Raw genomic sequence first — 23,402 nt, 5'->3', positions numbered from 1 at the left:
GATACACCGCCAACCCGCCCGACCGCACACTGCTCGCACTCCGTCGAGTGCGGGCCGTGCTGCCAGGCGCCGCCTGGCAGATCAGGATTACCCCGGCTGGACCTGTTTCCGAAGAGGTTTGCTTAGCTAATCGTCTCAATGTCGGCGCTTGCCAGTTTCGCGGAGTACAAAGGTGTCACCACCGACGATGGAGTGTGCGCTGTGGGCGATTTACACGATCCGGCCGATGTTGTCGCCGATTTCTTCTACCCACACTCTCCCGGCCGAGTGTGGGGTGTTCTGGTCGACCCCGATGTCATGGGGGATTGGTTTGTCGAACAGGTCGGGTTCCATCCGGTGGCGGGTACGCGGTACCGGCTCGCGGATCTTCCCGTGCCGATTGCCAACTATTCGGGGAACATCGCCTGCGAAGTCTTGGTGGCTACGCCAAACGAAATGCTGGCGATTTCCTGGTGGGATACGAAACTTCCCGCCCCGGTGGCCTGGCGAACCACATGGACTCTGGGCGCGGTGCCGAACGGAACCAGGGTGGTCTTGAGCCGGCCGGCATTCAGTAGCGATGACCCTGCTGTGCGCCGGATGGCTGCCCTCTCCGATCGATTCTGGCCGACTGCGATGACCAAGCTCGGGCGTCTTATCGATCGTGCAGCGGCTATCTCTACCGATGACGACACCATCGAACCCTCCTCTGGGTCGAGTTTGCCTGGCTAACAGATGAGAACACGGCGGTGACCCAGATTAATGGGGTATGAAAGGTAACCCCATCAATCTGGAGAGTGCTGTGCCCGACGACGCGAACGACATCGCCACCATCATCCTGGATCAGTTCTATCCGCATCCGCCCGCGCGCGTGTGGGGCGTGATGGCGTGTCCTGACGCCATGGAGGAATGGCTGATGGACCCGACGGGTTTTCGGCCGCAGGTGGGGACCCGGTTCCGTTTCCGCGCCTTTCCCTTGCCCATGGCCGACTTCTCGGGCGCGTTGTCGTGTGAGGTCCTCGCGGCTACCCCGAATAGAGTGCTGTCGATCCGCTGGTGGGATATGAAGTCGTCGCGGCAGACGGTGTGGACGGTGACGTGGACCCTCCACGAGGTTCCGGGCGGAACCATGGTCACGCTGCGTCACGAGGGATTCGATATGAGCGATTCCGCCTCGCGTGTCTATCGGACGATCTCCGAGCGCGGTTGGCCCGGGACGATGGGCAAGCTTGGGCGATGTATCGATAGTGCGCCGTCTCGCCGGGACTGGCCTCCGCATTGTCTGGTCACCGATGTATCCGCCTGATCGCCCACACAGATCACGTATGTGCGGTATCTCAGGGGTATGACCGCGTCGCGGGATGACCTGACATCGGTGACGGTTGGGCAGTTCTTCGCGTATCCGGCCGATCAGGTGTGGCGTGCCATCACATCGGCCGCCTCTATCTCCGATTGGACTACCGACCTCGGTGAGGACTCGGTGGCGGTTGGTAAGTCCTTCGCGTTCACCACTTTCCCGATGCCGGAGGTGAACTTCGGCGGGCGCGGGGAGTGCGAGTTCACTGACGTCGCGCCAGGCGAGCGCTTGGTCTATCGATTCACCACGCCGGAGGACTCCTGGGATTTGCGTGTCACATGGACGCTCCATCCGGAGCCTGGCGGGACGCGATTACTGGTTGTGCATGATGGATTTGACCTCGCCAATCCAGCTCATGGGCGGTTGCGCGTTCTCGTTCGCGATATCTGGGCATTGGTCATGTCGCGCATCGAAGAGCTCTTGAGTGTTCCGGAGCCGGGTGGCGATCCCCCGCCCGATGATGCGACGACATTCAGCCTGGGCGAGTTCTACCGCTACTCATCGCGCACCGTGTGGCAGGTCATCACCTCGAAGGAGTTCGTTGGCGACCTGGTGAACGACCACGATCTGGCGTCCGTGGAAACTGGTGGGCGGCTGTCGATAACCACCTATCCGATTCCGCTTCTCGGATTCGCCGGGAGGGTCGACATGGAGTTCCTGGAGGTGCGTGAGCCCGAGCTCATCACGTCCACCTTCACGATTCCGATCCTGGGGGGAATCACCGCTCTGCGCATGACGTGGCGGCTGATTCCCCGGATCGGCGGCACCCAGCTGTGGTTCACGCTGAGCGGATTCGACCCGCAGTCCCCGCTCAATCGCCAGCTCCGATCGATTCTGCGCGGCGGGGCTCTTCCGGTGTTGTCGCGCGTCGGCGAGCTTCTCGAGGGTCGCGGCCACCGCGTGTGATTCCGGATTTAGTTCCGAGCGCCGGTAGGTGTGATGAGCTTGACACGGCACCGCGAAAATTCTCAAAGTTGAGCGGAACAGACTCAAGGTTGACGGCGTTAGAACTACTGACAAGCATTTCTCTCAACCAACGGAGGTGTTGTGGACTCGTTCAATCCGACCACCAAAACCCAGGCCGCCCTGACAGCTGCGCTCCAGGCAGCCACCACGGCCGGCAACCCCGAAATCCGTCCCGCACATCTGCTGGTGGCGCTGCTGAGCCAGACCGATGGCATTGCCGCGCCACTCCTGCAGACTGTGGGCGTAGACCCCGCGAGTGTGCGCAACGAGGCGCAGGCCATTGCCGACCGGCTACCCCAGGTCAGCAATGCCAGTGCCAACCCGCAGCTATCGCGTGATTCCATCGCAGCGATCACCACGGCGCAGCAGCTCGCCACCGAGCTCAATGACGACTACGTCTCCACCGAGCACCTGCTCGTGGGTCTGGCCACCGGTGATTCCGATATCGCCAAGTTGCTCGCCAACAATGGCGCCACTCCTCACGCGCTGCGCGATGCCTTTGTTCAGGTGCGCGGCAGCGGACGGGTGACCAGCGCCGAGCCCGAAGCGACGTTCCAGGCGTTGGAGAAGTACTCCACCGACCTGACCGCGCTTGCCCGCGAAGGCAAGCTCGACCCCGTCATCGGTCGTGACACCGAGATCCGCCGCGTTGTGCAAGTGCTCAGCCGGCGCACCAAGAACAATCCGGTGTTGATCGGCGAGCCCGGTGTCGGCAAAACCGCCATCGTCGAGGGACTGGCGCAGCGCATCGTCGCCGGTGACGTGCCGGAAAGCCTGCGCGGCAAGACCGTTGTATCGCTGGATCTGGGCTCGATGGTCGCCGGCGCCAAGTACCGGGGTGAGTTCGAGGAACGCCTCAAGGCCGTCCTCGATGAGATCAAGAACTCTGCGGGACAGTTGATTACGTTCATCGACGAGCTGCACACGATTGTGGGTGCCGGCGCGACCGGTGAGTCGGCGATGGACGCCGGCAACATGATCAAGCCGATGCTCGCCCGCGGTGAGCTGCGTTTGGTCGGCGCCACCACGCTCGACGAATACCGCAAATACATCGAGAAGGACGCTGCTCTGGAGCGTAGGTTCCAGCAGGTACTGGTGGGCGAGCCCTCGGTGGAGGACACCGTCGGCATCCTGCGCGGTATCAAGGAACGCTACGAGATCCACCACGGCGTGCGGATCACCGACTCTGCGCTGGTGGCCGCCGCGACTCTGTCCGACCGGTACATCACCTCGCGTTTCTTGCCGGACAAGGCCATCGACCTCGTCGACGAGGCCGCATCCCGGCTGCGCATGGAAATCGATTCGCGCCCTGTCGAAATCGATGAAGTCGAGCGCATCGTGCGCCGTCTCGAGATCGAAGAGATGGCGCTGTCCAAGGAAGACGACGAGGCCTCGAAGCAGCGCCTGGTGAAGCTGCGTGAAGAGCTGGCCGACAAGAAGGAGCGTCTCGCGGAGCTCACCGCCCGCTGGCAGAACGAGAAGAACGCCATCGACGTGGTCCGTGATCTCAAGGAGCAGTTGGAAACCCTCAAGGGTGAATCCGATCGCGCCGAGCGCGATGGCGATCTCGGTAAGGCCGCGGAGCTGCGCTACGGGCGCATCCCCGACCTGGAGAAGCAACTGGAGGCCGCGCTTCCCGGGGCGCAGGCACGCGAAAGCGTCATGCTCAAGGAAGAGGTGGGTCCCGACGATGTCGCCGACGTGGTGTCGGCCTGGACCGGTATCCCGGCCGGGCGGCTCCTGGAGGGCGAGACCGCCAAGCTGCTGCGCATGGAAGACGTGCTGGGGGCGCGGGTCGTCGGTCAGACGAAGGCCGTCGAGGCGGTCTCGGATGCGGTACGCCGCGCCCGGGCCGGTGTCGCCGACCCCAACCGGCCCACCGGTTCGTTCCTGTTCCTGGGACCCACCGGCGTCGGCAAGACCGAGCTGGCCAAGGCCCTCGCGGACTTCCTGTTCGACGACGAGCACGCCATGGTGCGTATCGATATGTCCGAGTACGGCGAAAAGCACTCGGTCGCAAGGCTTGTCGGTGCCCCACCCGGATACGTCGGATATGACGCCGGCGGCCAGCTGACCGAGGCGGTCCGGCGACGCCCGTACACGGTGGTGCTGTTCGACGAGGTCGAGAAGGCCCACCCGGACGTGTTTGACGTGCTACTGCAGGTGCTCGACGAGGGACGCCTCACCGACGGCCAGGGCCGCACGGTGGATTTCCGGAACACCATCTTGATCCTCACCTCGAACCTGGGGGCTGGCGGCTCCGAGGAGCAGGTGATGGCCGCGGTGCGTGCGAAGTTCAAGCCGGAGTTCATCAACCGGCTCGACGACGTGCTCATCTTCGAGCCGCTGAACCCCGAGGAGCTGGTGCGGATTGTCGACATCCAGCTGGGACAGCTGCAGAAGCGGTTGGCCCAACGGCGGCTGACACTCGAGGTGTCGGGGCCCGCCAAGAATTGGCTGGCCCAGCGCGGATTCGACCCGATCTACGGGGCGCGTCCGTTGCGGCGCCTGGTGCAACAGGCGATCGGCGACAGGCTGGCCAGGCAGCTGCTGGCCGGTGAGGTGCACGATGGCGACGTCGTTCCGGTGAACGTGAGCGCCGACGGCGACTCGCTCATCCTGGGCTGACGCTTCAGCAGGTAACCGCGAGTGTGCCTCCGCCGCGAGATTTCGGCTGATATCCCGCAGTGAGGGCACGCTCGCGGTGCTGTTTCGCCCATCACGGACCGGTAACTCTCGGTCACGATCCGAGCGCACCGCGCGGTAGTTGGGCCGGTACCGGTTAGGCTGTCGCGGATGGCTCTACTTTGGTTCACGCTGTCCGCACTTTGCTTCGTCTGTGCGGGCGTGCTGCTGTACGTCGATATCGGCCGCCGCCGTAGCCGCGGACACCGCCGGAAGGCCTGGGCGCGATCTCACGGCTTCGACTACATGTCGCAGGACAAAGAGATCGTCAAGCGCTGGAACCGCGGCGTGATGTCGAGTGCGGGGTCGGCCGCGGCCGCCAACGTGGTGCTCGGTCAGATCCGCGGCGAGGCCGTCTACGTCTTCGACCTGGAAGATGTCGCGACCATCATCGCGCTGCACCGCAAGGTGGGCACCAATGTCATGGTGGACCTGCGGCTCAAGGTCATGCAGGAACCCCGCGAATCAGATATCTGGCTGCTGGGTGCCATCGGCCCGCGCATGGTGTACTCCACCAACTTGGATGCCGCCCGTCGGGCCTGTGACCGGCGCATGGTCACCTTCGCCCATACCGCGACCGAGACGGCGGAGGTGTTGTGGAACGAACAACACTGGACGCTGGCCGCGCTGCCGATCAACAGCAACCGTGAGCAGTGGGACGAGGGCCTCAAGGCCGTCCGCCAGTTCAACGACCTGCTGCGGGTGCTGCCCCCGTCCGGGGAGTCGGCGCCGTCGCCCATCCAGGCCGCGGAACGCCCCAGCCGGCCCGTCGGCAGCAGTTCCGCCCCCGCCGGAGACCGGCAGCCCGCTCCCGTGGGTCAGGGCGTCCCGCCGCACAGTCGCTAGGAACGCCGCCACAGCTGGTTCATCGGCAGCGGCCACCAGAACTTCTTGTCGAGGATTACCGCCAGTGTCGGCACCGTGAAGGTGCGCACCACGAAGGTGTCGATGATCAAGCCCAACCCGATCGTCGAACCCATCTGTGCGATATTGACCAGACTCGACCCCATCATGGCGAATTGCGTCATCGCGAACACCAGTCCCGCCGTGGTCACCACCCCGCCAGTACCGGCGATGGATCGGACGACACCCGTGCGGATACCCGCGCTCATCTCTTCTTTGAAGCGCGAGGCGACCAGCAGGTTGTAGTCGGCGCCCACCGATATCAGGATCGCGAACACCGCGACCGGCACCGACCAGTGCAGCTGAATGCCGAGCACGTGCTGCCAGATCACCAGGGCCAACCCGAGGGTGGACGCGAAGGACACCAAGACCGAGCCGATAACGATCAGCGACGCCACCAGCCCGCGCAGCAGGAGCAGTACCACCGTGAAGATCACGGTGAGGCAGCCGATCATGATCAGCTTCTCGTCGCGGTCGAGCATCATCCGCATATCGCCGATCAACGCTGCCGGCCCGGCGATTTCGATCACGCTGCCCTCCAGGCGAGTGCCCTTGAGTGCGTACTTCATCTCACGCGCCAGGTCCCGGACGCGCTGGATGCCTTCGTCGCCGTAGCTGCTGCCGCTGCCGATGACGATCATGCGGGTGGTGGTGCCGTCCTCGGAGAACATCATCTTCAAGTACGGCTTGAATCGCGGGTCCGAGAGCATCTGCGCGGGGAAGTAGAAGTAGTCCCCGGTCCCGGCGCTGCTTCGGCCCAGGTCCTGCATGAGCGAGGTCATGGTGTCCATCTGCGACATCATCTGAGTCATCTGCTCGTTGGTCTCGGTCATCAGATCTTGCATCGAGGACATGGACTCAACCATGCGCGGCATCGTCCGCGCGGCCTGGCTCAAACCCCCGGTCATGGAACCCGAAGTGCTGACGAGGCTGCGCATCTGGTCGGTGACACTCGACATGTTCTCGAAGTTGGACAGGGTCGATTGCGCGCCCACGCACATCGGATCGGCGGCACAGTTGGGTTGGGCCCGCACTGCTTCACGAACGGGTCCCATCACCGAATTAAGTTGTGACTTAAGCTGATTCAGGCTGGACTGGATGGGCTGGGCGGCGGCACTGAATTGCTTGGCGCCCTGCTGCGCGGTCCGTAAGGTGCCTTGCAGGCCTTGCAGCGTCGTCATCATCGAGTTCATATCGCTGGTCATGGCGTGCATCCGCTGCTGCCGTTGTTCCATGACAATCTTGTTCTGCGACATCATCGTTCCGGCCATCCGCACGCTGTACATGAGTGAGGTTTGATCCATCGGCATGCCGGTGGGCCGGGTGATCCACTGCACCGATGCCACGCTGTCCAGCTTGGTGATCTGTTGTGCGGCCTTCTCCAGGAGCCCGATGTTGGCAGACGTGCGCAGGTCCTCCGGGGCCCGGATCAAGATCATGTCGGGATTCATCTGCCCCGCGGGAAAGTGTTCCTGAATCGCGTTCATGCCTGCCGCGCTGGGCATGTCCTTGGGGATGAACTGGAGTTCGTCGTAATTGAAGGAAGCGCTGGGGATCACCATCATGAGCAGGATCAAGGCGGTGAATGTCGTGACGAATATCGGTTTGGGCCAACGCGCCACCCGGATACCGACCCGGCGCCACAGTCGAGTCGATCGGATGGTCGATCGGGGCTCGAACCAGCCGAATCTACGAGCCCCGATGAGCAGGGCGCCGGGCGTCACCGTCACCGCGGAGAGCACGGTGAAGATCATCGTGATGGCCCCCGGTAGGCCCATGGATTTCATCATGTCCAATTGCGCGAATGACATGCAGGACAACGCACCTGCGACGGTCAGCCCAGACGCGATCACCACCGGCGCCACACCCCGGTAACTGGCGCGGAACGCATCGTCGACGCTGAGGCCGGCACGCCTGCCCTCTTGATAGCGGCCGATGAAGAAGATGGAGTAGTCGGTGCCGGCGCCCAGTGCCAGCGCACCCATCAACGCGTTGGTCATCATGGATGTGGGAATCAGACCCGCCAAGGTGAGGAAGCTGGTCACCGGGGTCGCGATACCGACGGCAACACCCACGGTGATCAGTGGCAGGAACGCGACCACCAGTGAGCGGTAGACCAAAAGCAACAGACCGCCCACCAGCACCAGTGAGAGCCCTCCGATGATCACGACGTCCCGCATCATCGTGTTGATCTGGTCTGCGGCGGCCTGGCTTGTGCCGGTGGCATAGACCGTGGTGCCCGGCGGCTTCGCGATGTTATCGATGATGTGCTGCACGGCCTTGGCGGATTCCATGGCTTTGGGCCCGCCGATCTCCCCGGCCAGCTGCAGTTGTGCGAGCGCCACCTTCTTGTCCGGACTTTCGGATGCGGTGGCGAATTGCGGATCGGACCACATGTCCATACCCGGTTCGACATGCACGGTGTCGGCTCGCAGCTCCTTCATCAGGCGGGCACGAAACTGGCGGTCCTCCTCGGCGAATGGCTGATCCTTGACGACGACGACCGCGGCGGTGTTGTTCGACTCGGACTCCCCGAACGCCTTAGCCATGTGTTTAAGCGCCGCGGCGGATTGGGTGTTGGTCGGCATCATGGGGCTGCCGTGGGTGAGGGCGAGTTCTTCGAGGTTGGGTGCCGATGCCATCAGCCCCCCGGCCACCATCATCAAGAGCCCGATGATCACGGCGGCATGCCTGCTGATGACACCGGCGAAGCGGCCGAATATAGGGCTGTCGTGCATCAGTGACCGCCTTGTGGTTCGAGTTTCTGAAATGCGACGAGATTGCAGCTCACGGAGGGAGTGCGGCCGATGTCGGTTTTCTCGTCGGCGACCGTGCCGTCGACGGTGATGCGGCAGGTGACGGTGTCGGTCGATATCGCGGTCACGCCTGCCGTGAATCCGAGGTCGCTGGTGGTCAAGCTGGTGCGCCAGGGAGCGGGGCCGTTGAAGAGCTTGGATTGGCCCTTCTCATCGAGATAGGACACCGTGACAGGCCGGCCGTCACTGGACACCTCATACGTCACAGTCTTCGGTTGACTGAGCGACATGGCGCTGATGGCTTGGGCGGTCGGGGTGGCCTCCGGGGTTGGCAGTGCAACCTTGGGTGCGGTGGTTATGTAGGTGCCCGCAGCAATCCACAACGCGACGAGTACCGGGTAGATCCAGCGCTGACGCGCGATGAGCCACACCACAAGCCGGTCGAACATTTCGCGATGCTAGCAACGCTTGCTCATGCAAGCGGCTGATTCCGAACAATTTGTACTAGTAACTGCTAGTACCGGTTATATGCCCGGTAAGAGGCGCGTGTGCAGCCGGTACGCTGACCAACCATGGCTGATGGTCTTCACGCAAGCGGTTCATCCGCGCCTGATGGTCTTCACGCAAGCGGTTCATCCGCGCCTGCCACGAATTCCGTACGCCCCGTGGCACTGGTGACGGGCCCCACCTCGGGTCTCGGGGGCGGTTTCGCCCGTAAATACGCCTCGCTCGGATACGACGTGGTGCTCGTCGCCCGTGACGAACAGCGCCTGAACGCGCTCGCCGACGAACTCACCTGCCGGTATGGCGTCCACGCCGAGACATTGCCCGCCGATTTGGCCGACGCCGCCGATCGCGCGAAGGTCGCCGAACGCGTAGCCGCGGGGGTGTCGGTGTTGGTCAACAACGCCGGCTTCGCCACCGCCGGCGAGTTCTGGACAGCAGCGCCGGCGCTGCTGCACGCGCAGCTTGACGTCAATGTCACCGCGGTCATGGAGCTCACCCGTGCGGCCCTGCCCTCGATGGTCGAGGCCGGCGCAGGCACCGTCATCAACGTGGCGAGCGTGGCAGGCCTGGTGTCTGGGCGCGGCTCGACGTACTCGGCGTCGAAGGCCTGGGTGGTCTCCTTCACCGAAGGATTGGCAAATGGGTTGTTGGGTACCGGTGTTGGCATGCACGTGTTGTGCCCAGGATTCATCCATACCGAGTTTCACGAGCGGGCCGGAATCGAGATGGGCACCATCCCGGAATTCATGTGGCTCCAGGTTGACGACGTGGTCAACGCGTGCCTGCAGGACATCGCCGCAGGTAAGGTGCTCAGCGTTCCCGGTGTGCAATACAAGGCGATCACATCGGTAACGCGGGTAATACCAAGAGGTTTGGTGCGGAAATTCAACAGCGTGGTAGGACGGGGTCGTGGCAGAACTTGATTTAGGACCGGATCTGAATGCGGCCGAGCGCGACGAGCTGGCGGCCTTGGTTCGTGATATCGCGGTGGTGCACGGCAAGGTCACGTTGTCGTCGGGCAAGGAAGCCGACTACTACGTCGACCTGCGACGGGCCACATTGCATCACCGTGCCGGTGCGTTGATCGGGCGGCTGGTGCGCGAGCTGACCAGTGACTGGGGCTATGCCGGTGTGGGTGGACTGACTCTCGGCGCAGATCCCGTCGCGACAGCGGTTATGCATGCCCCCGGACGTCCGATCGATGCGTTCGTGGTGCGCAAGTCGGTGAAAGCCCATGGTATGCAACGGCTTATCGAGGGTTTCGATGTGTCCGGGCAACAGGTCCTGGTGGTCGAAGACACCAGCACCACCGGCGGGTCCGCACTCACGGCCGTGCATGCGGTGCGTGAGGCCGGGGGCGAGGTGATCGGGGTGGCCACCGTTGTCGACCGTGACACCGGTGCCGCCGAGGCCATTCGCGCGGAGGGCGTTCCGTATCGGTATGTGTTGGGATTGGCGGATCTCGGCCTGGCCGGATCGTGATCTTCCGCCCGGCCCTCGCCGCGCTGCTCGCCGGGGCCCTGATCGTGTCGGGCTGCTCGAAAGACCCTGAAAAACAACTGGTTTACGGCGCCCAGACCGCCAAGGTCGGTGAAACACAGAGTCTGTTGGGCTGGAATCTCAGTGTCGCCAACCTGCGATTCCAGAACGGGTATGTGCTGGTCGACATCACGGGGGCGGCCGCCAAGCCGGGGGAGAAGCCCGCCGCCGCCCAGGATTTACGTTTCGGGTTGTACGGGTCTTTGGCGCATCCGCTGGAAGTGCCGGCGTTGAACGGTTGTCGTGACGTGGCCGATCTTTCCGTGCATCCGCTGACCGCACCGACTCCCGATCAGCTGACCGGCACGGTATGCCTGGGGCCGATGCAGAACCAGAGCGCCGTACGTGGCGTGTACGCGTACTCGGTGAAGGATCGCATCGCTGGAACCACCGTGGCCTACCCGGTGGCCTACCCGATGGGGCTGTTGCCCACGCCGCAGAACGACTCCGGTCTGGTGATCGTCACCAAGAGCATGGAGGCGTGGAGGGCAAGCGGGCAGCAGATCAGCCAGGTGGATCTGGGAGATCCGAATGCCTTTACCGGTAACGGATTCTCGCTGCTGGGCCTGAATATCTCGGGGCTTGCGGCACGCTACCGCGACGAGTCGGCCGAGCGTGGTGGTCCCCTCATGGTGACGGTGACGCCGACGCTGCCCGGGGAGGGGCTGGCGCGCAGCTGTGCGATCTATGGGGCGTCGGTGCTGGTGCTTCCGGACGCTGCCCTGGACGCCGTGCAGCTGCAGCCGTCGTTGTGCCTCCAAGGGGAGATCAACGCCGCGGTGCTCGCCGGGACGCTCTCGGTGATCGGCACCCACGCGGCGGTCTGGATGAACCGTGAGTGAGGACTCGAAGGACGGGCCTGCTGAACCGTCCCTCTGGGGTGCCAGTGGCAACGGAGTGGGGCCATGGCTGGCAGAACGGGGGCTGCCGCTGCCGGCGGACCCGCGCTATGACCCAGAGCTTCTGCGTGATGGCGACGCCCGCAACGTGGTTGACGCCTACCGGTATTGGCGACGTGAGGCGATCGTCGCGGATATTGATACGCGCCGGCACCGGCTGCATATAGCCATCGAGAACTTCGAAAACGACGCCAATATCGGGACGGTGGTGCGCACGGCCAACGCCTTCGCGGTGCGCACCGTACATATCGTCGGCCGGCGCCGCTGGAATCGGCGTGGCGCCATGGTCACCGATCGCTACCAGCACCTGATGCACCATGACAGCACCGAGCAGCTTCTGGAGTACGCGAAGCTGACCGGCCTGACGGTGGTGGCCGTCGACAACGTGCCCGGATCGGTACCCCTGGAGACCGCGGCACTGCCCGCGGACTGCCTGATGGTGTTCGGGCAGGAGGGGCCGGGTGTCACCGAGTTATCGAAAGGCGGTGCGGTGATGACGGTTTCGATTGCCCAGTTCGGATCTACGCGCAGTATCAACGCAGGAGTCGCCGCAGGTATAGCCATGCATGCCTGGATCCGTCAGCACGCCGACTTGACCGAGGCGTGGTGACCCGGGGATGAGCCACCCCTAGTATCGAGTGCATGGATGTGCTGTGGGCCAACCGCGCCAGTAGCGCCGAAGCCGCAATCACCGCCAGGCACTTCTCGCCGCTGTGGCATCTACCGCGCATGCGCCTGGGCATCGTCACCTGGCCGCCCGCGCCGGGTGCCACCTGGTTCAAGAACTGGCACTACTGGTGGCAGGCGCATCTGCAGGACTGCCTGATCGATGCGCAGCTGCGCGACCCGCGCCCCGACCGGCTCAAGTACATCGCGGATATGCAACGCGCACACCGCTTCCGCAACGTGTTCATGTGGACCAACCAGTACTACGACGATATGGCCTGGTTGGCGCTGGCGATGCAACGCGCCTCCGAGCTGTTGGGCCTGGAGCGTCCCCGTGCGCTGAACCGGCTGCGGCAGCAGTTCCTCGATGCCTGGATGCCGCAGTACGGGGGCGGCATACCGTGGCGCAAACAGGACAGGTTCTTCAACACCCCCGCCAACGGCCCGGCGGCAATTGTGTTGGCGCGCACCGGAAGAGTGTGGCGGGCGGAGGTGATGTCCGACTGGATCGACAACACTCTCGTCGACCCCGAATCGCATCTGGTGATCGACGGCATCCAGGAGGATGGCACCCTGGAACGGGCTACCTACACCTATTGCCAGGGTGTGGTGCTGGGGCTGGAGACCGAGCTTGCCGTGCGGACCGGGGAATCCCGACATGCTGAGCGTGTGCATCGGCTTGTGCACGCAGTCAAGGATCACATGACGTCCGAAGGCGTAATTCGTGGCAGCGGTGGCGGAGACGGCGGGCTCTTCAACGGCATTCTCGCCCGCTACCTGGCGCTGGTGGTCACCACGCTGCCGCAGAACTCCCCGCAGGACACCGATGCCCGGGCCGTCGCCCGTGACATCCTGCTGACTTCGGCGGAGGCCGCCTGGGCCAATCGGCTGACGGTGGAAGATCTTCCGCTGTTCGGGGCGGATTGGACGCGGACGGCGGATCTGCCGACCCCGCACTCGCAAGCCTCGCGGTTTATCGCCGGTGCGGTCAATCCGTCGACGGTGCCCGAACGGGACCTGTCGGTACAGCTGTCCGGGTGGATGCTGCTCGAAGCGGCGCACGTGGTGGCCTGAGGTGGCGCGCGAGGATTTCAGCTTCTTTCATCCGTTGCGGGTCCGATGGGCCGAGGTCGATATGCAGGGCGTGGTCTTCAATGCCCACTATCTGGCGTACTTCGATGCCGCGCTCACCGAGTACTGGGCCGCCCTGACCGGTGCCCGCAACGCCGCCGGCGACGGGGTCTTCGAGCATATGTACGTGGTGAAGTCGGTCATCGACTATCACGGGCCCGCCCGCTTCGACGACGTCCTCGACATTGGCGTGCGCATCGCCCGGATGGGGAGGGCGAGCATGGCCTGTCACTTTGAAATTCACCGCGGCGTAGACCATCTCATCACCGGCGAGACGGTGTACGTGCATGCGATCGACGGCAACTCCGCCCCCTTTCCGGATGCCTTCCGGGACAAGGTGGCCGAATTCGAGAAAACTCCTGTTCGACTGAGCTGATTGATTGTTGCGGACTCCCTGCTAGGTTTCTTGTTTCTGTATGCACGAAGGCGTGAGCACAGATTACTATTGATGGATGAGCCATGCAGACGTGTCAGATTCGGACGATAACGATCTCGAGCTGATATTCGACCGGAGCTTGACTGAGGATGAATTTGATGATGTCACTACATCGGAGTCGGCCGCACCTACGCCAGTTACATTCTCGACACAGGATTACCCAGTTGACGGGCTGGTGAAACGACTAAATAGTGGTGCGATGAAGGTTCCGCAATTCGGCGGAGAAGATAGTACCTCGTTGACAGCGGGGTTTCAGCGAGGCTTCGTTTGGTCCAAGGCTCAGATGGATAGATTTATAGAATCGCTATTGCTGGGGTACCCGGTTCCTGGAATTTTTCTAGTGAAGCAAGAGACTGACAATGTAATGCTCGTTCTCGATGGCCAACAACGCCTCGAAACGCTCCGTAGATTCTACGAAGGTGTGCACGACAAGAAGGAGTTTGTTCTTACCAACGTAAGTGATCAGTTCAAAGGACTAACGTACAAAACCTTAGACGAGTCGCTTGGGCTCAAGATTGATGATTCGTTCATGCAAGCCACTATTGTGCCGACGGATGGATCTTCTGAAGTTAGTGAGGCCGTGTTTCAAATCTTCGAGCGATTGAACTCAGGAGGCACGCAACTTACTCCACATGAAATTAGAGTCGCACTCTACGCGGGGCCACTTGTTGATTGCATTGAGGTATTCAACAATGATCCAAATTGGCGTGATCTATTCGGGATTAAGTCGAAGCGTATTCGTGACCATGAATTGATCACGCGTATTCTTGCGCTATATGTTGATTCGGCTAGCTACAAGCGTCCTCTCAAGGGATTCTTGAATAATTTTGCTCGTGATTATCGGCAGGAGTCGGATGTGCATGGCGCAGAGTTCTTGGCTGCGTGCAGACATATCAATTCGACAGCAGGACCTAGCGCTTTTAGGAGTCGAGAAGGGCGCCAGGTCAACACGGCTCAGGCTGAGGCCATCGTTGTCGGTGTGATGAGGGCAGTTGCCAATGGTGCCGTCCCAGAAGACCTGAGAAGTAAGATTCAGTCTCTAAAGGATGATGCGGAGTTCATCACCGTGACGACTAGATCAACTGCAGACAACGAATTTGTTGTCAAGCGGCTCGATCTCGCGACTGACAGGTTGTCGCGGAGTGTCTAATGGCGCGACCGGAAGTTGGCCTCCTCTCTCAGTGCATCAGCGAATGTCGGCGCATCGAAGTCTCGTGAAGGCCATCACCACCCATGTCGCCGCGAGCAGGAAGGCGAAGTCAGACGATCGCGATGCCGCGGCGCTCGATGATGAGATCGAGAGATCTCTCGCTAGATTTCTGACGATCCGCTCCGCTGGATTCATTGAGGCAGTTCGTGATGACGTTGCGGATTGTTATGCGGATCGGGTGGGACACCCGAGGGTACGAGCGCGAGTTGCGCATGGGCTTCGTAGGGGAGAGGGCGTCCATCCTGGTCAGTTGGAGGCGTTCATCGGGAGTTTCGACCAAGCCTGGAAAGCCGAGTTCACAAGGTTTCTCGAGGACGAAGATCGTCGAGATTTGTTGGCAGGTCTCGTTGATGCGAGGAAGAAGGTTGCGCATGGTGACGGTGAGCAGGTAACGATCCTGCGATCGATGAGATGGTCTGACACTGCAGACGAGATCGTTTCCTGGATAGTTGAACAGTTTCGCCCAGCTGAATGAAATTTCGACGACCGTCAGAAAACTCTGCTCGAGGGTGCCTAGGCCTCGGGTGCTGCCTCCGGGCTCTTCGCGGCCTTGCGGCGGCGCATCCATTCGAAGAACATCGGGGCCACCGAGACCAGCACGATCAGGATGAAGATCGGTTCGAGCAGCTTCTGAATGATCTCGAACTGGCCCAGCCAATAGCCGAGCAGCGTGAGACCGACGCCCCACACCACGGCGCCGAGGATGTTGTAGAGCGCGAAGATCGGGTAGCTCATCTTGGCTGCGCCGGCGGTGATCGGAGCCAGGGTCCGCACGATCGGCACGAACCGGGCGATCACGATGGCGAACGGTCCGCGCTTTTCGAAGAAGGCGTGCGCCTCGTCGAGGTACTTTTGCTTGAGGAAGCGGGCCTCCGGCTTGAACATCGACGTGCCGATGCCCCGGCCGATCCAATAGCCAACCTGGCCGCCCAGGATTGCCGCGATGGGGATGAAGACCAGCAGCTGCCACAGCTGAAAACTGGCCTGCGAAGCACCGTCGGCAGCTGCGGCAGCGGTGCCTGCTGCCAGCATCCCGGCCACGAACAACAATGAATCGCCAGGCAGCACCGGGAACAGCACCCCCGACTCCACGAAGATCACCACTAGCAACCCGAGCAGCGCCAAGGTTCCGAAGTGACCGAGCAGTTTGATCGGATCCAGGAAATCCGGCATGAGCGCCAGGGTGGTGACGGATTCGGGTGCTGCCAGCAAGTTCACGGCGCCAACAGTACCGTCGATATCTATCGTCAACCTGGCTGCCTTATGGTGAGGGGCGAATCCGCAGAGCTGACATGGAGGTCGTCGAAGTGCCCATCGCCACGCCCGAGGTCTACGCCGAAATGCTGAACCGGGCCAAGGAGCATTCTTTTGCCTTCCCGGCAATCAACTGCACCTCATCGGAATCGATCAACGCCGCGATCAAGGGTTTCGCTGACGCGGGCAGCGACGGCATCATCCAATTCTCCACCGGCGGTGCGGAATTCGGTTCCGGTCTGGGTGTCAAGGACATGGTGACCGGCGCGGTCGCGCTTGCTGAGTTCGCGCACGTCATCGCGGCCAAGTACGGCATTACCGTCGCCCTGCACACCGACCACTGCCCCAAGGACAAGCTGGACAGCTTTGTGCGTCCGCTGATCGCCATTTCGCAGGAGCGCGTGGCAGCTGGCCAGAACCCGTTGTTCCAGTCGCACATGTGGGATGGCTCGGCGGTGCCGATCGGCGAAAACCTCGAGATCGCGCAGGAACTGCTGGCCGCCACGGCAAAGGCTCACATCATCCTCGAGGTCGAGATCGGCGTGGTGGGAGGCGAAGAGGACGGTGTCGAGGCCGAGATCAACGAGAAGCTCTACACCTCGTCCGAGGACTTCGAGAAGACGGTGGATGCGCTCGGTGTCGGCGAGAACGGCCGGTACCTGCTGGCGGCCACCTTCGGCAACGTGCACGGTGTCTACAAGCCAGGCAACGTCAAACTCAAGCCGGAGGTGCTGGAAGAGGGGCAGCGCGTCGCCTCGGCCAAGCTCGGCTTGCCGGAGGGCTCCAAGCCGTTCGATTTCGTGTTCCACGGCGGCTCGGGCTCGCTGAAGTCGGAGATCGAGGACTCGCTGCGCTTTGGCGTGGTGAAGATGAACGTTGACACCGACACCCAGTACGCCTTCACCCGGCCGATCGCCGGGCACATGTTCGCCAACTACGACGGTGTGCTCAAGATCGACGGTGAAGTGGGCAACAAGAAGACCTACGATCCGCGCAGCTACCTGAAGAAGGCCGAGGCCAGCATGACTGAGCGGGTCATCGAGGCCTGCAACGACCTGAAGTCGGCGGGCCGGTCGGTCTCCGCCGGAATGGCGTAGTCGCTGTTTTCGCCGAGTGTGAGCATCACCGCTCGCACTCGGCGACATGCGTTTAATCGGACTGGCAGATCTTCCATTCCTTGTCGCGGAACTGCAGATCGAAGCTGCGCGATGAGCGGGTCTGCGGCGCGAACGCCATGAAGGAGGTGACGTTGGCCTCAGCGTGCTCACCGTTGACCACAACCTCGTCGATGCTGGCTACCACTGGATACTGCTTGGCGGCCGCCACCTTCTGATACGTCTGGGACCACTCGGCGTCGGGGTAGCGGACGTAACCGTCACGGGTTTCGCCGCACGTGATTGTCCGCAGCGCTGCCAGGTTGCCGGTCTGGATGGCGTTGTCGTAGTTCTGAATGCTGGTGCGCACCAGCTCTTCTTGTGACGCCTTCGGTGCGGTGGTGCGCGAGATGACGACCGCGGCAAGGACGATCACCGCCGCCAGCGCGGCGACGACGAGTGCCAGCGCGATCACCCAGCCCCAGCTGCGCTTCTCCTCCTTGCGAGGAGCGATCGTCTCGGGGGTGGCGACCTTCGGGCGGGCCTGGGTCGCCAGCGGCGCGATGAGCTCAGTTTTCGGATCGTCGCCGACGGGCGCGATCATCTCGGTCTTGTTGGCGTCGAATCCCGGTGCCGTGTAGCGCGGAACGTCGGGCTTAGCGGGAGCCATCACGACGGTCTGGGCGTCATCGAGCGAGGGGACCGGTCCGGTGTCGGCGGTGTCGGATATCTCCGGGGTATTCGCGGCGCCTTCCGGCTGCTCGGCGGAGTCCGCAGGCTTCTCGCCCTGTGAGTCGGGCTTGGCCTCGGAATTTCCACCGGTGGGGTTCGCCATGCGTCTCGTTCCTTATCCGTGCTGAGCGCTCTTTTGCGCAGGCGCGATCGACCGCGCCCACCCTATCGCGATCGCGGGAGGCGGTTCGCGTCAGAATGGTTTCCATGAGTCCAATGCATGATCTGCTGGGTCCCGAGCCGGTGCTGCTACCCGGAGATGAGGACGCCGAGTCAGCCCTGCTCAACGGGCAGGATCCCGCCGCGGTGGCGGCGGCCTATCCGTCCGCCTCGATCGCCTGGGCCGAACTGGCCGAGAACGCGCTGGACGGTGACGGGTCCGTCGGCAGCACCGTCACCGCCTACGCCTTCGCGCGCACCGGGTATCACCGCGGCCTGGACCAGTTGCGACGGAACGGATGGAAGGGCTTTGGTCCGGTGCCGTATTCGCATGAGCCCAATCGTGGCTTCCTGCGGGCGGTGGCGGCCCTCGCGCGTGCCGCTCAGTTGATCGGCGAGAACCACGAGTTCGCGCGGTGCTGCGATCTGCTCGATGACTGCGATCCGGCGGCCCGCCCCGCGTTGCTCACGTCCTGACGTCGGCGCTCCCTAAAACCTTCTCGCCGACACGCCGCGTTATGCGCGGATCGTTCGGCATGTCACGGCGTGTCGGCGGGGTAAGGGGCGGACGAGCGGACCCATTGGCCTATGCGAACTTTTGCATATAAGTTCGAGAGGTCGAGAGGAGCCACCGTGGGAGCCGGACACGATCACTCGCACGTCGCCAGTTCAGCCAATCCGGCCGATGTCCGAGTGGGACGCATGTGCGTCTCGCTGGGCATTGTCGGTTCGTTCTTTGTGCTCGAACTCGTCGTCGCCCTGCTGATCAACTCGTTGGCCCTGTTGGCCGATGCCGGGCACATGCTCACCGACCTGGTCGGGCTCATCATGGGGCTCAGCGCCATTCTGCTGGCCCGCCGCGGAAGCACCTCGGCGGCAAGGACCTACGGATGGCACCGGGCAGAGGTGCTCACCGCGATCGTCAACGCGGCGCTGCTCACCGGCATCGCGGCGTTCGTGATGTACGAGGCGGTGGAACGTCTCACCAGTGGCGCGCCTCCGGAAGTGCCGGGGCTGCCGATGATGGTTGTCGCACTGGCCGGGCTGGCCGCCAACGTGGTGGTGATCTGGCTGCTGCGTTCACACGCCGAGAGCAGTCTTGCGGTGCGCGGCGCGTACATGGAGGTGCTGGCCGATGCCGTCGGCAGCGTCGGGGTGCTCGTGGCCGCCATCATCACCCTGACCACCGGCTGGAAGTACGCCGATATCGTTGTTGGCGTACTGATTTCGCTGTGGATTCTGCCGCGGGCGTTCTCGCTGGCGCGGGCCGCGCTGCGCATCCTGACGGAGACGTCGCCCAAGCACATCGACGTCGAAGAACTACGTGCCGCGCTGCTGGCGGTCGACGGTGTGACCAGCGTGCACGATTTGCATGTGTGGACCCTGGTGCCCGGCAAGGACATGGCCACCGCGCACCTGACCAGCACCGCCGACTCGGCGCAGGTGCTCGCCGGGGCGCGGTCCGTGCTCGCCGAGCGCGGTCTTCCCCATGCCACGATTCAGGTGGAACCACCTGAGGCGCAAGAGCATTGCGAAGAGCACGCCAACTGGTAGGGATCGGGCGCGGTTAGAGCAGCTTGCCCCAGAAGCGGAACAGCCAGCCGCCCACGCGGGAGAGATCGGGGTCGACACCCAATGACGCGACGATCCAGTAGACGGCGTCGAAGAATGCCCTGTTGATCGGTGGCGACATCAGCAGCACGAACAGGATCAAGAATCCGAACGTCTTGGCATTGCCGAGCGCGCGCTGCGTGTTCGGGCTCAGATGGGGTTCGAGCGCACCGTAACCGTCCAGGCCCGGCACCGGCAGCAGGTTGAGCACCACCGCCGTCACCTGAAGAAAACCCAGATAGGCCATGGCTGCCCAGAACACGATGTGCTCGCGGTCGGCGAAAAGCGCCGTCGTTCCCAGAATCAGCACCGCGAGGATGGCGTTGGCGCTCGGCCCGGCCACGCTCACCAGGGTGCGCTGCCGGTTGCTCATGCCCGCGGTGTGCACGTACACGGCGCCACCCGGGAGCCCGATGCCGCCGAGGGCGATGAACACGAGGGGCAACACGATGGAGAGCACCGGATCGGTGTATTGCAGCGGGTTCAACGTCAGATATCCGCGCGCACCGGTGTCGCCGAAACGCCACGCGGTATAGGCATGCCCGAACTCGTGCAGACACAGGGACACCACCCAGCCGGCGAACACGAAGACAAACACTCCGCCGCGGGCCAGCAGCTCGGTCGAATTGCCGCCGAGCCATGCGAGCACCGCCCCGGCGACGGTGACTGCGACGAGCGCGAGAAAGACAGGGCTGGGCCGGACCGACTGCGTGACGTTCACGGGCAAAAGCTACCGGACGAGCAACCAGCCCTGCTGGTGCCGATAGAAGGTGGACCGGGTGACGGGACGAGGGCCCGCGACACCGTCACGGACGACTACGGCGGCCTCGGTGCCCAGTTGAGCGGCTCGTCCGGTCACCCAGCGACGGGGAACCAGCCCCGCTCGGCCCCGTACGGAGGCCCGCAGGCCGGGCAGCGACTCGATGGGCTCGACGTCGACGGCGGCGATGCCCTCGAACAGCAGGGTGTCATCGACGGTGGCCTCACCGGTGACCCCGTCGCCGTCGATGCTCTGCCATGAGGCACGTCCGGCGAGGGCGGTGCCGGTGTCATCCCGGATAAGCGGCACCCGGCGCGCATGGCCCGCGCGGGCCCGCCGTGCCGCACCGATCCCGATCCGATAGATCCGGCGCGCGCGTGAACGGCGGTCCGGTACAAAACCCAGTTCCACGTCCAGTCTTTCGGCGCGCATCAGTCGGGTCAGCACCTGTCCGAGCTCACCGTCCCCGCCGACGACGATGAGCCGTATCGTGCCGTCCGGAAGCGCGTCCACGAGCGCGCGGACGGCGTCCGAATCCTGCACCCGGTGCACGGGGAGGTCCCGGAGAGCGCGGGGCAGCCGACGTACACCGAACAGCAAAACCCGCACGGACCCCGTTTCGGTGCCGCTCGGGGCACTCACCATGGAACTCCTTCGTCGGTGGCGAATACGTACAAAGCCCGTGGCCTGCGATACAGTGGCTCACCGGCTGAACAACATTTTGCACGCGCAGCGTCGCGCCGCCTTCGCCCAGCCGGAAGGACAGTGTGTGCTGCCAACAGGGAAGCGCAGATAACGCACATGCCGGCAATAGTCCTGATCGGCGCCCAATGGGGTGACGAGGGGAAAGGCAAGGCAACCGACCTGCTCGGTGGCTCGGTTCAATGGGTAGTCCGCTACCAAGGCGGTAACAACGCCGGACACACCGTGGTCTTACCCAATGGCGAGAACTTCGCCCTCCACCTCATCCCGTCGGGAATCCTCACCCCGGGAGTGACCAACGTCATCGGCAACGGGGTCGTTGTGGATCCCGGCGTACTGCTCACCGAGCTCGCGGGTCTGGAGCAGCGGGGTATCGACACCTCGGGCCTCATTCTCTCCGCGGACGCGCATCTGTTGATGCCGTATCACGTCGCGATCGACAAGGTGACCGAAAGATACTTGGGATCCAAGAAGATTGGCACCACCGGCCGCGGTATCGGCCCCTGTTATCAGGACAAGGTGGCGCGCATCGGGATCCGGGTCGCCGATGTTCTCGACGAGGAATCTCTGCGCCAAAAAGTCCATGCCGCACTGGAAATCAAGAACCAGGTGCTGGTCAAGATTTACAACCGCAAGGCGCTCGACCCGGATCAGGTGGTCGACGGCGTGCTCGAGCAGGCAGAGGGATTCAAGCACCGTATCGCCGATGCGCGTCTTGAGCTCAACCAGGCGCTGGAACGTGGCGAGACGGTGCTGCTGGAGGGATCGCAGGGCACCCTGCTCGACGTCGATCACGGCACGTACCCCTTTGTGACGTCCTCGAACCCCACGGCGGGCGGTGCATCCGTGGGGTCCGGCATCGGCCCCACCCGGATCACCACCGTGCTCGGGATTCTCAAGGCTTACACCACGCGGGTGGGTTCGGGTCCGTTCCCCACCGAACTGTTCGACGAGCATGGTGCCTACCTGGCCAAGACCGGCGGCGAGGTGGGCGTGACCACCGGGCGTGCCCGGCGTTGTGGCTGGTTCGATGCCGTCATCGCCCGGTATGCCACCCGGGTCAACGGCATCACCGACTACTTCCTGACCAAGCTGGACGTGCTGTCCAGCCTGCAGACCGTCCCGATTTGCGTCGGGTACGAGGTGGACGGCAAGCGCACCAACGAGATGCCGATGACCCAAAGTGAGATCTACCGCGCCACACCGGTTTACGAAGAGCTTCCGGGTTGGTGGGAGGACATCTCCGGTGCCCGCGAGTTCGGCGATCTGCCCGCCAAGGCGCAGGACTATGTGCTGCGCCTCGAAGAGCTCGCCGGTGCGCCGATGTCGTGCATCGGCGTCGGGCCGGGCCGGGATCAGACGATTGTGCGGCGGGACATACTCTCGAGGTCATGACCGCCGACGGGGACAGACTCGCCGCACTGCATGAAGAGATGAATCGGGCGATCCGTGAAATCCGTGGCGGGGGATTCCCGCAGTACTCGCCCTCCTCGGTGGGGCCGGGGTTCGGGCGCTTCCTGACTGCCGTGCGGCGGCTGCAGGATCTCGCGGTATCCGCCGATATGGACGACCCGCGCTGGGACGAGGCGGCCGATCTCACCGAGAAACTCGTCGAGCTGATGGACCCGTATGAGGCACCCGAAGGCGTTGGACCCGCCAACCGGGTCGCCGACGAGCCCGCCAACGGGCACCTGCTGCTGCCGCCGTGGTTCATCGACAAGGCCGGTCCGGACGGTATCCAGGCTCACGGCGACTTTCCGCGGTTCTACCTCGGCGGCAACGGCGCCGTGCACGGCGGCATCTTGCCGCTGCTGTTCGATCATCTCTTCGGGATGACGGTGATCATGGCGGGCCGCACCATCAGCCGTACGGCCTTCCTGCACGTCAACTATCGCCAGGTGGTGCCGGTGGGTGTGGCCCTGACGGCGTGCAGCCGCATCGACGAGGTGGATCGCCGCAAGGCGTTCGTCTCAGCGGAGCTCTACGACGCGCAGGGCGCGGTGCTGGCCGATGCGAATGGGTTGATGGTGCAGCTACTGCCCGGACAGCCGTGAGC

General features: G+C 63.5%; 24 protein-coding genes. 17 read left to right on the top strand and 7 right to left on the bottom strand.

The features are described 5' to 3' along the window. Positions 1-201 precede the first annotated feature (201 nt). The 5 genes from B4394_RS12150 to ttfA all read left to right on the top strand — a co-directional run bounded on the left by B4394_RS12150 (position 202) and on the right by ttfA (position 5,833). Positions 202-711, top strand: coding sequence for an SRPBCC family protein (locus tag B4394_RS12150; RefSeq protein WP_286142047.1), 510 nt, complete (start codon positions 202-204; stop codon positions 709-711). A gap of 37 nt (positions 712-748) precedes the next feature. After that, positions 749-1,285 carry an SRPBCC family protein gene (locus B4394_RS12145; RefSeq protein ID WP_078307512.1) on the top strand — a complete coding sequence of 179 codons (537 nt, stop codon included), beginning with the start codon at positions 749-751 and terminating at the stop codon, positions 1,283-1,285. A 39-nt stretch (positions 1,286-1,324) separates the two neighbouring features. Then, the gene (locus tag B4394_RS12140) at positions 1,325-2,242 is read left to right on the top strand and encodes an SRPBCC family protein (RefSeq protein ID WP_078307515.1); all 918 of its coding nucleotides are present in this window, start codon (positions 1,325-1,327) and stop codon (positions 2,240-2,242) included. A 141-nt stretch (positions 2,243-2,383) separates the two neighbouring features. Beyond that, positions 2,384-4,930: an ATP-dependent chaperone ClpB gene (clpB, locus tag B4394_RS12135; protein ID WP_078315169.1), complete on the top strand. Its 2,547-nt coding sequence runs from the start codon at positions 2,384-2,386 to the stop codon at positions 4,928-4,930. 168 nt (positions 4,931-5,098) lie between these two features. After that, entirely contained in the window at positions 5,099-5,833 is a 735-nt protein-coding gene (ttfA, locus tag B4394_RS12130; protein ID WP_078307520.1) for a trehalose monomycolate transport factor TtfA, read from the top strand. Here the strand turns inward: ttfA and B4394_RS12125 are convergent. Continuing rightward, positions 5,830-8,628 carry an MMPL/RND family transporter gene (locus B4394_RS12125; RefSeq protein ID WP_078315168.1) on the bottom strand — a complete coding sequence of 933 codons (2,799 nt, stop codon included), beginning with the start codon at positions 8,626-8,628 and terminating at the stop codon, positions 5,830-5,832. The genes ttfA and B4394_RS12125 overlap by 4 nt on opposite strands. Next, positions 8,628-9,095: an MmpS family transport accessory protein gene (locus B4394_RS12120; RefSeq protein ID WP_078307524.1), complete on the bottom strand. Its 468-nt coding sequence runs from the start codon at positions 9,093-9,095 to the stop codon at positions 8,628-8,630. The genes B4394_RS12125 and B4394_RS12120 overlap by 1 nt, the downstream gene beginning before the upstream one ends. A gap of 216 nt (positions 9,096-9,311) precedes the next feature. On the opposite strand from B4394_RS12120, the gene B4394_RS12115 reads away from it, so the two are divergent. The 7 genes from B4394_RS12115 (at position 9,312) to B4394_RS12085 (ending at position 14,974) form a co-directional block, all read left to right on the top strand. Further along, positions 9,312-10,076: an SDR family NAD(P)-dependent oxidoreductase gene (locus tag B4394_RS12115; RefSeq protein WP_078315167.1), complete on the top strand. Its 765-nt coding sequence runs from the start codon at positions 9,312-9,314 to the stop codon at positions 10,074-10,076. Continuing rightward, positions 10,063-10,635: an orotate phosphoribosyltransferase gene (gene pyrE, locus B4394_RS12110; RefSeq protein ID WP_078307528.1), complete on the top strand. Its 573-nt coding sequence runs from the start codon at positions 10,063-10,065 to the stop codon at positions 10,633-10,635. Before B4394_RS12115 ends, pyrE begins: the two co-directional genes overlap by 14 nt. Next, positions 10,632-11,534, top strand: coding sequence for a hypothetical protein (locus B4394_RS12105; RefSeq protein ID WP_078315166.1), 903 nt, complete (start codon positions 10,632-10,634; stop codon positions 11,532-11,534). The genes pyrE and B4394_RS12105 overlap by 4 nt, the downstream gene beginning before the upstream one ends. Continuing rightward, on the top strand, positions 11,527-12,201 hold the full coding sequence (locus B4394_RS12100; protein ID WP_078307532.1) for a TrmH family RNA methyltransferase: 675 nt from the start codon (positions 11,527-11,529) through the stop codon (positions 12,199-12,201). The genes B4394_RS12105 and B4394_RS12100 overlap by 8 nt, the downstream gene beginning before the upstream one ends. Positions 12,202-12,233: 32 nt before the next feature. Further along, positions 12,234-13,331 carry a glycoside hydrolase family 76 protein gene (locus B4394_RS12095; RefSeq protein WP_078307534.1) on the top strand — a complete coding sequence of 366 codons (1,098 nt, stop codon included), beginning with the start codon at positions 12,234-12,236 and terminating at the stop codon, positions 13,329-13,331. 1 nt (position 13,332) lies between these two features. Continuing rightward, positions 13,333-13,764 (top strand): acyl-CoA thioesterase, encoded by a 432-nt coding sequence (locus tag B4394_RS12090; RefSeq protein WP_078315165.1) that lies wholly within the window; start codon positions 13,333-13,335, stop codon positions 13,762-13,764. A gap of 76 nt (positions 13,765-13,840) precedes the next feature. Next, positions 13,841-14,974 (top strand): DUF262 domain-containing protein, encoded by a 1,134-nt coding sequence (locus B4394_RS12085; protein ID WP_078307538.1) that lies wholly within the window; start codon positions 13,841-13,843, stop codon positions 14,972-14,974. Between the two features lie 109 nt (positions 14,975-15,083). Here the strand turns inward: B4394_RS12085 and B4394_RS12080 are convergent, their stop codons facing one another. Both B4394_RS12080 and B4394_RS12075 read right to left on the bottom strand, forming a co-directional pair. After that, positions 15,084-15,602, bottom strand: a complete 519-nt coding sequence (locus B4394_RS12080; RefSeq protein WP_078315164.1) for a hypothetical protein — start codon at positions 15,600-15,602, stop codon at positions 15,084-15,086. After that, positions 15,548-16,207 (bottom strand): DedA family protein, encoded by a 660-nt coding sequence (locus B4394_RS12075; protein ID WP_078307657.1) that lies wholly within the window; start codon positions 16,205-16,207, stop codon positions 15,548-15,550. Before B4394_RS12075 ends, B4394_RS12080 begins: the two co-directional genes overlap by 55 nt. Positions 16,208-16,326: 119 nt before the next feature. Between B4394_RS12075 and fbaA the strand changes: the two genes are divergently transcribed. Continuing rightward, entirely contained in the window at positions 16,327-17,385 is a 1,059-nt protein-coding gene (fbaA, locus tag B4394_RS12070) for a class II fructose-bisphosphate aldolase (protein ID WP_139360136.1), read from the top strand. Positions 17,386-17,437: 52 nt separating this feature from the next. On the opposite strand, the gene B4394_RS12065 is transcribed toward fbaA, so the two are convergent. Further along, positions 17,438-18,217 (bottom strand): Rv0361 family membrane protein, encoded by a 780-nt coding sequence (locus B4394_RS12065; protein ID WP_078307542.1) that lies wholly within the window; start codon positions 18,215-18,217, stop codon positions 17,438-17,440. Between the two features lie 104 nt (positions 18,218-18,321). On the opposite strand from B4394_RS12065, the gene B4394_RS12060 reads away from it, so the two are divergent. Continuing rightward, complete coding sequence (locus B4394_RS12060) at positions 18,322-18,750, top strand: DUF3151 domain-containing protein (protein WP_078307544.1); 429 nt, start codon at positions 18,322-18,324, stop codon at positions 18,748-18,750. 156 nt (positions 18,751-18,906) lie between these two features. After that, positions 18,907-19,827, top strand: a complete 921-nt coding sequence (locus B4394_RS12055; protein ID WP_078315163.1) for a cation diffusion facilitator family transporter — start codon at positions 18,907-18,909, stop codon at positions 19,825-19,827. A gap of 13 nt (positions 19,828-19,840) precedes the next feature. Here B4394_RS12055 and B4394_RS12050 read toward each other — a convergent pair whose 3' ends face one another. Beyond that, positions 19,841-20,605 (bottom strand): site-2 protease family protein, encoded by a 765-nt coding sequence (locus B4394_RS12050; RefSeq protein WP_078307548.1) that lies wholly within the window; start codon positions 20,603-20,605, stop codon positions 19,841-19,843. 9 nt (positions 20,606-20,614) lie between these two features. Continuing rightward, positions 20,615-21,286, bottom strand: coding sequence for a diacylglycerol kinase family protein (locus tag B4394_RS12045; protein WP_078307663.1), 672 nt, complete (start codon positions 21,284-21,286; stop codon positions 20,615-20,617). A gap of 159 nt (positions 21,287-21,445) precedes the next feature. On the opposite strand from B4394_RS12045, the gene B4394_RS12040 reads away from it, so the two are divergent. Beyond that, positions 21,446-22,741, top strand: coding sequence for an adenylosuccinate synthase (locus tag B4394_RS12040; RefSeq protein WP_078307550.1), 1,296 nt, complete (start codon positions 21,446-21,448; stop codon positions 22,739-22,741). Beyond that, a complete protein-coding gene (locus B4394_RS12035) occupies positions 22,738-23,400 on the top strand; it encodes a PaaI family thioesterase (protein ID WP_078315162.1) in 663 nt (220 codons plus the stop codon). The genes B4394_RS12040 and B4394_RS12035 overlap by 4 nt, the downstream gene beginning before the upstream one ends. The last annotated feature ends 2 nt before the right edge of the window (positions 23,401-23,402 follow it).

Origin of the sequence: Mycobacterium sp. D16Q16, from assembly GCF_002013745.1 — a bacterium.
In the GTDB taxonomy this organism is placed as follows: domain Bacteria; phylum Actinomycetota; class Actinomycetes; order Mycobacteriales; family Mycobacteriaceae; genus Mycobacterium.
This window is presented reverse-complemented; position numbering and strand designations above follow the sequence as displayed.

What these genes read in the sequence shown, in the direction of transcription:
- B4394_RS12140 (WP_078307515.1), top strand. Translation starts at nt 1,325, where the DNA reads ATGACCGCGTCGCGGGATGACCTGACATCGGTGACGGTTGGGCAGTTC.
- fbaA (WP_139360136.1), top strand. Translation starts at nt 16,327, where the DNA reads ATGGAGGTCGTCGAAGTGCCCATCGCCACGCCCGAGGTCTACGCCGAA.
- B4394_RS12075 (WP_078307657.1), bottom strand. Translation starts at nt 16,207, where the DNA reads ATGCCGGATTTCCTGGATCCGATCAAACTGCTCGGTCACTTCGGAACC.
- B4394_RS12065 (WP_078307542.1), bottom strand. Translation starts at nt 18,217, where the DNA reads ATGGCGAACCCCACCGGTGGAAATTCCGAGGCCAAGCCCGACTCACAG.
- B4394_RS12145 (WP_078307512.1), top strand. Translation starts at nt 749, where the DNA reads ATGAAAGGTAACCCCATCAATCTGGAGAGTGCTGTGCCCGACGACGCG.
- B4394_RS12040 (WP_078307550.1), top strand. Translation starts at nt 21,446, where the DNA reads ATGCCGGCAATAGTCCTGATCGGCGCCCAATGGGGTGACGAGGGGAAA.
- B4394_RS12120 (WP_078307524.1), bottom strand. Translation starts at nt 9,095, where the DNA reads ATGTTCGACCGGCTTGTGGTGTGGCTCATCGCGCGTCAGCGCTGGATC.
- B4394_RS12125 (WP_078315168.1), bottom strand. Translation starts at nt 8,628, where the DNA reads ATGCACGACAGCCCTATATTCGGCCGCTTCGCCGGTGTCATCAGCAGG.
- B4394_RS12085 (WP_078307538.1), top strand. Translation starts at nt 13,841, where the DNA reads ATGAGCCATGCAGACGTGTCAGATTCGGACGATAACGATCTCGAGCTG.
- ttfA (WP_078307520.1), top strand. Translation starts at nt 5,099, where the DNA reads ATGGCTCTACTTTGGTTCACGCTGTCCGCACTTTGCTTCGTCTGTGCG.
- B4394_RS12080 (WP_078315164.1), bottom strand. Translation starts at nt 15,602, where the DNA reads ATGGATGCGCCGCCGCAAGGCCGCGAAGAGCCCGGAGGCAGCACCCGA.
- B4394_RS12035 (WP_078315162.1), top strand. Translation starts at nt 22,738, where the DNA reads ATGACCGCCGACGGGGACAGACTCGCCGCACTGCATGAAGAGATGAAT.
- B4394_RS12060 (WP_078307544.1), top strand. Translation starts at nt 18,322, where the DNA reads ATGAGTCCAATGCATGATCTGCTGGGTCCCGAGCCGGTGCTGCTACCC.
- B4394_RS12095 (WP_078307534.1), top strand. Translation starts at nt 12,234, where the DNA reads ATGGATGTGCTGTGGGCCAACCGCGCCAGTAGCGCCGAAGCCGCAATC.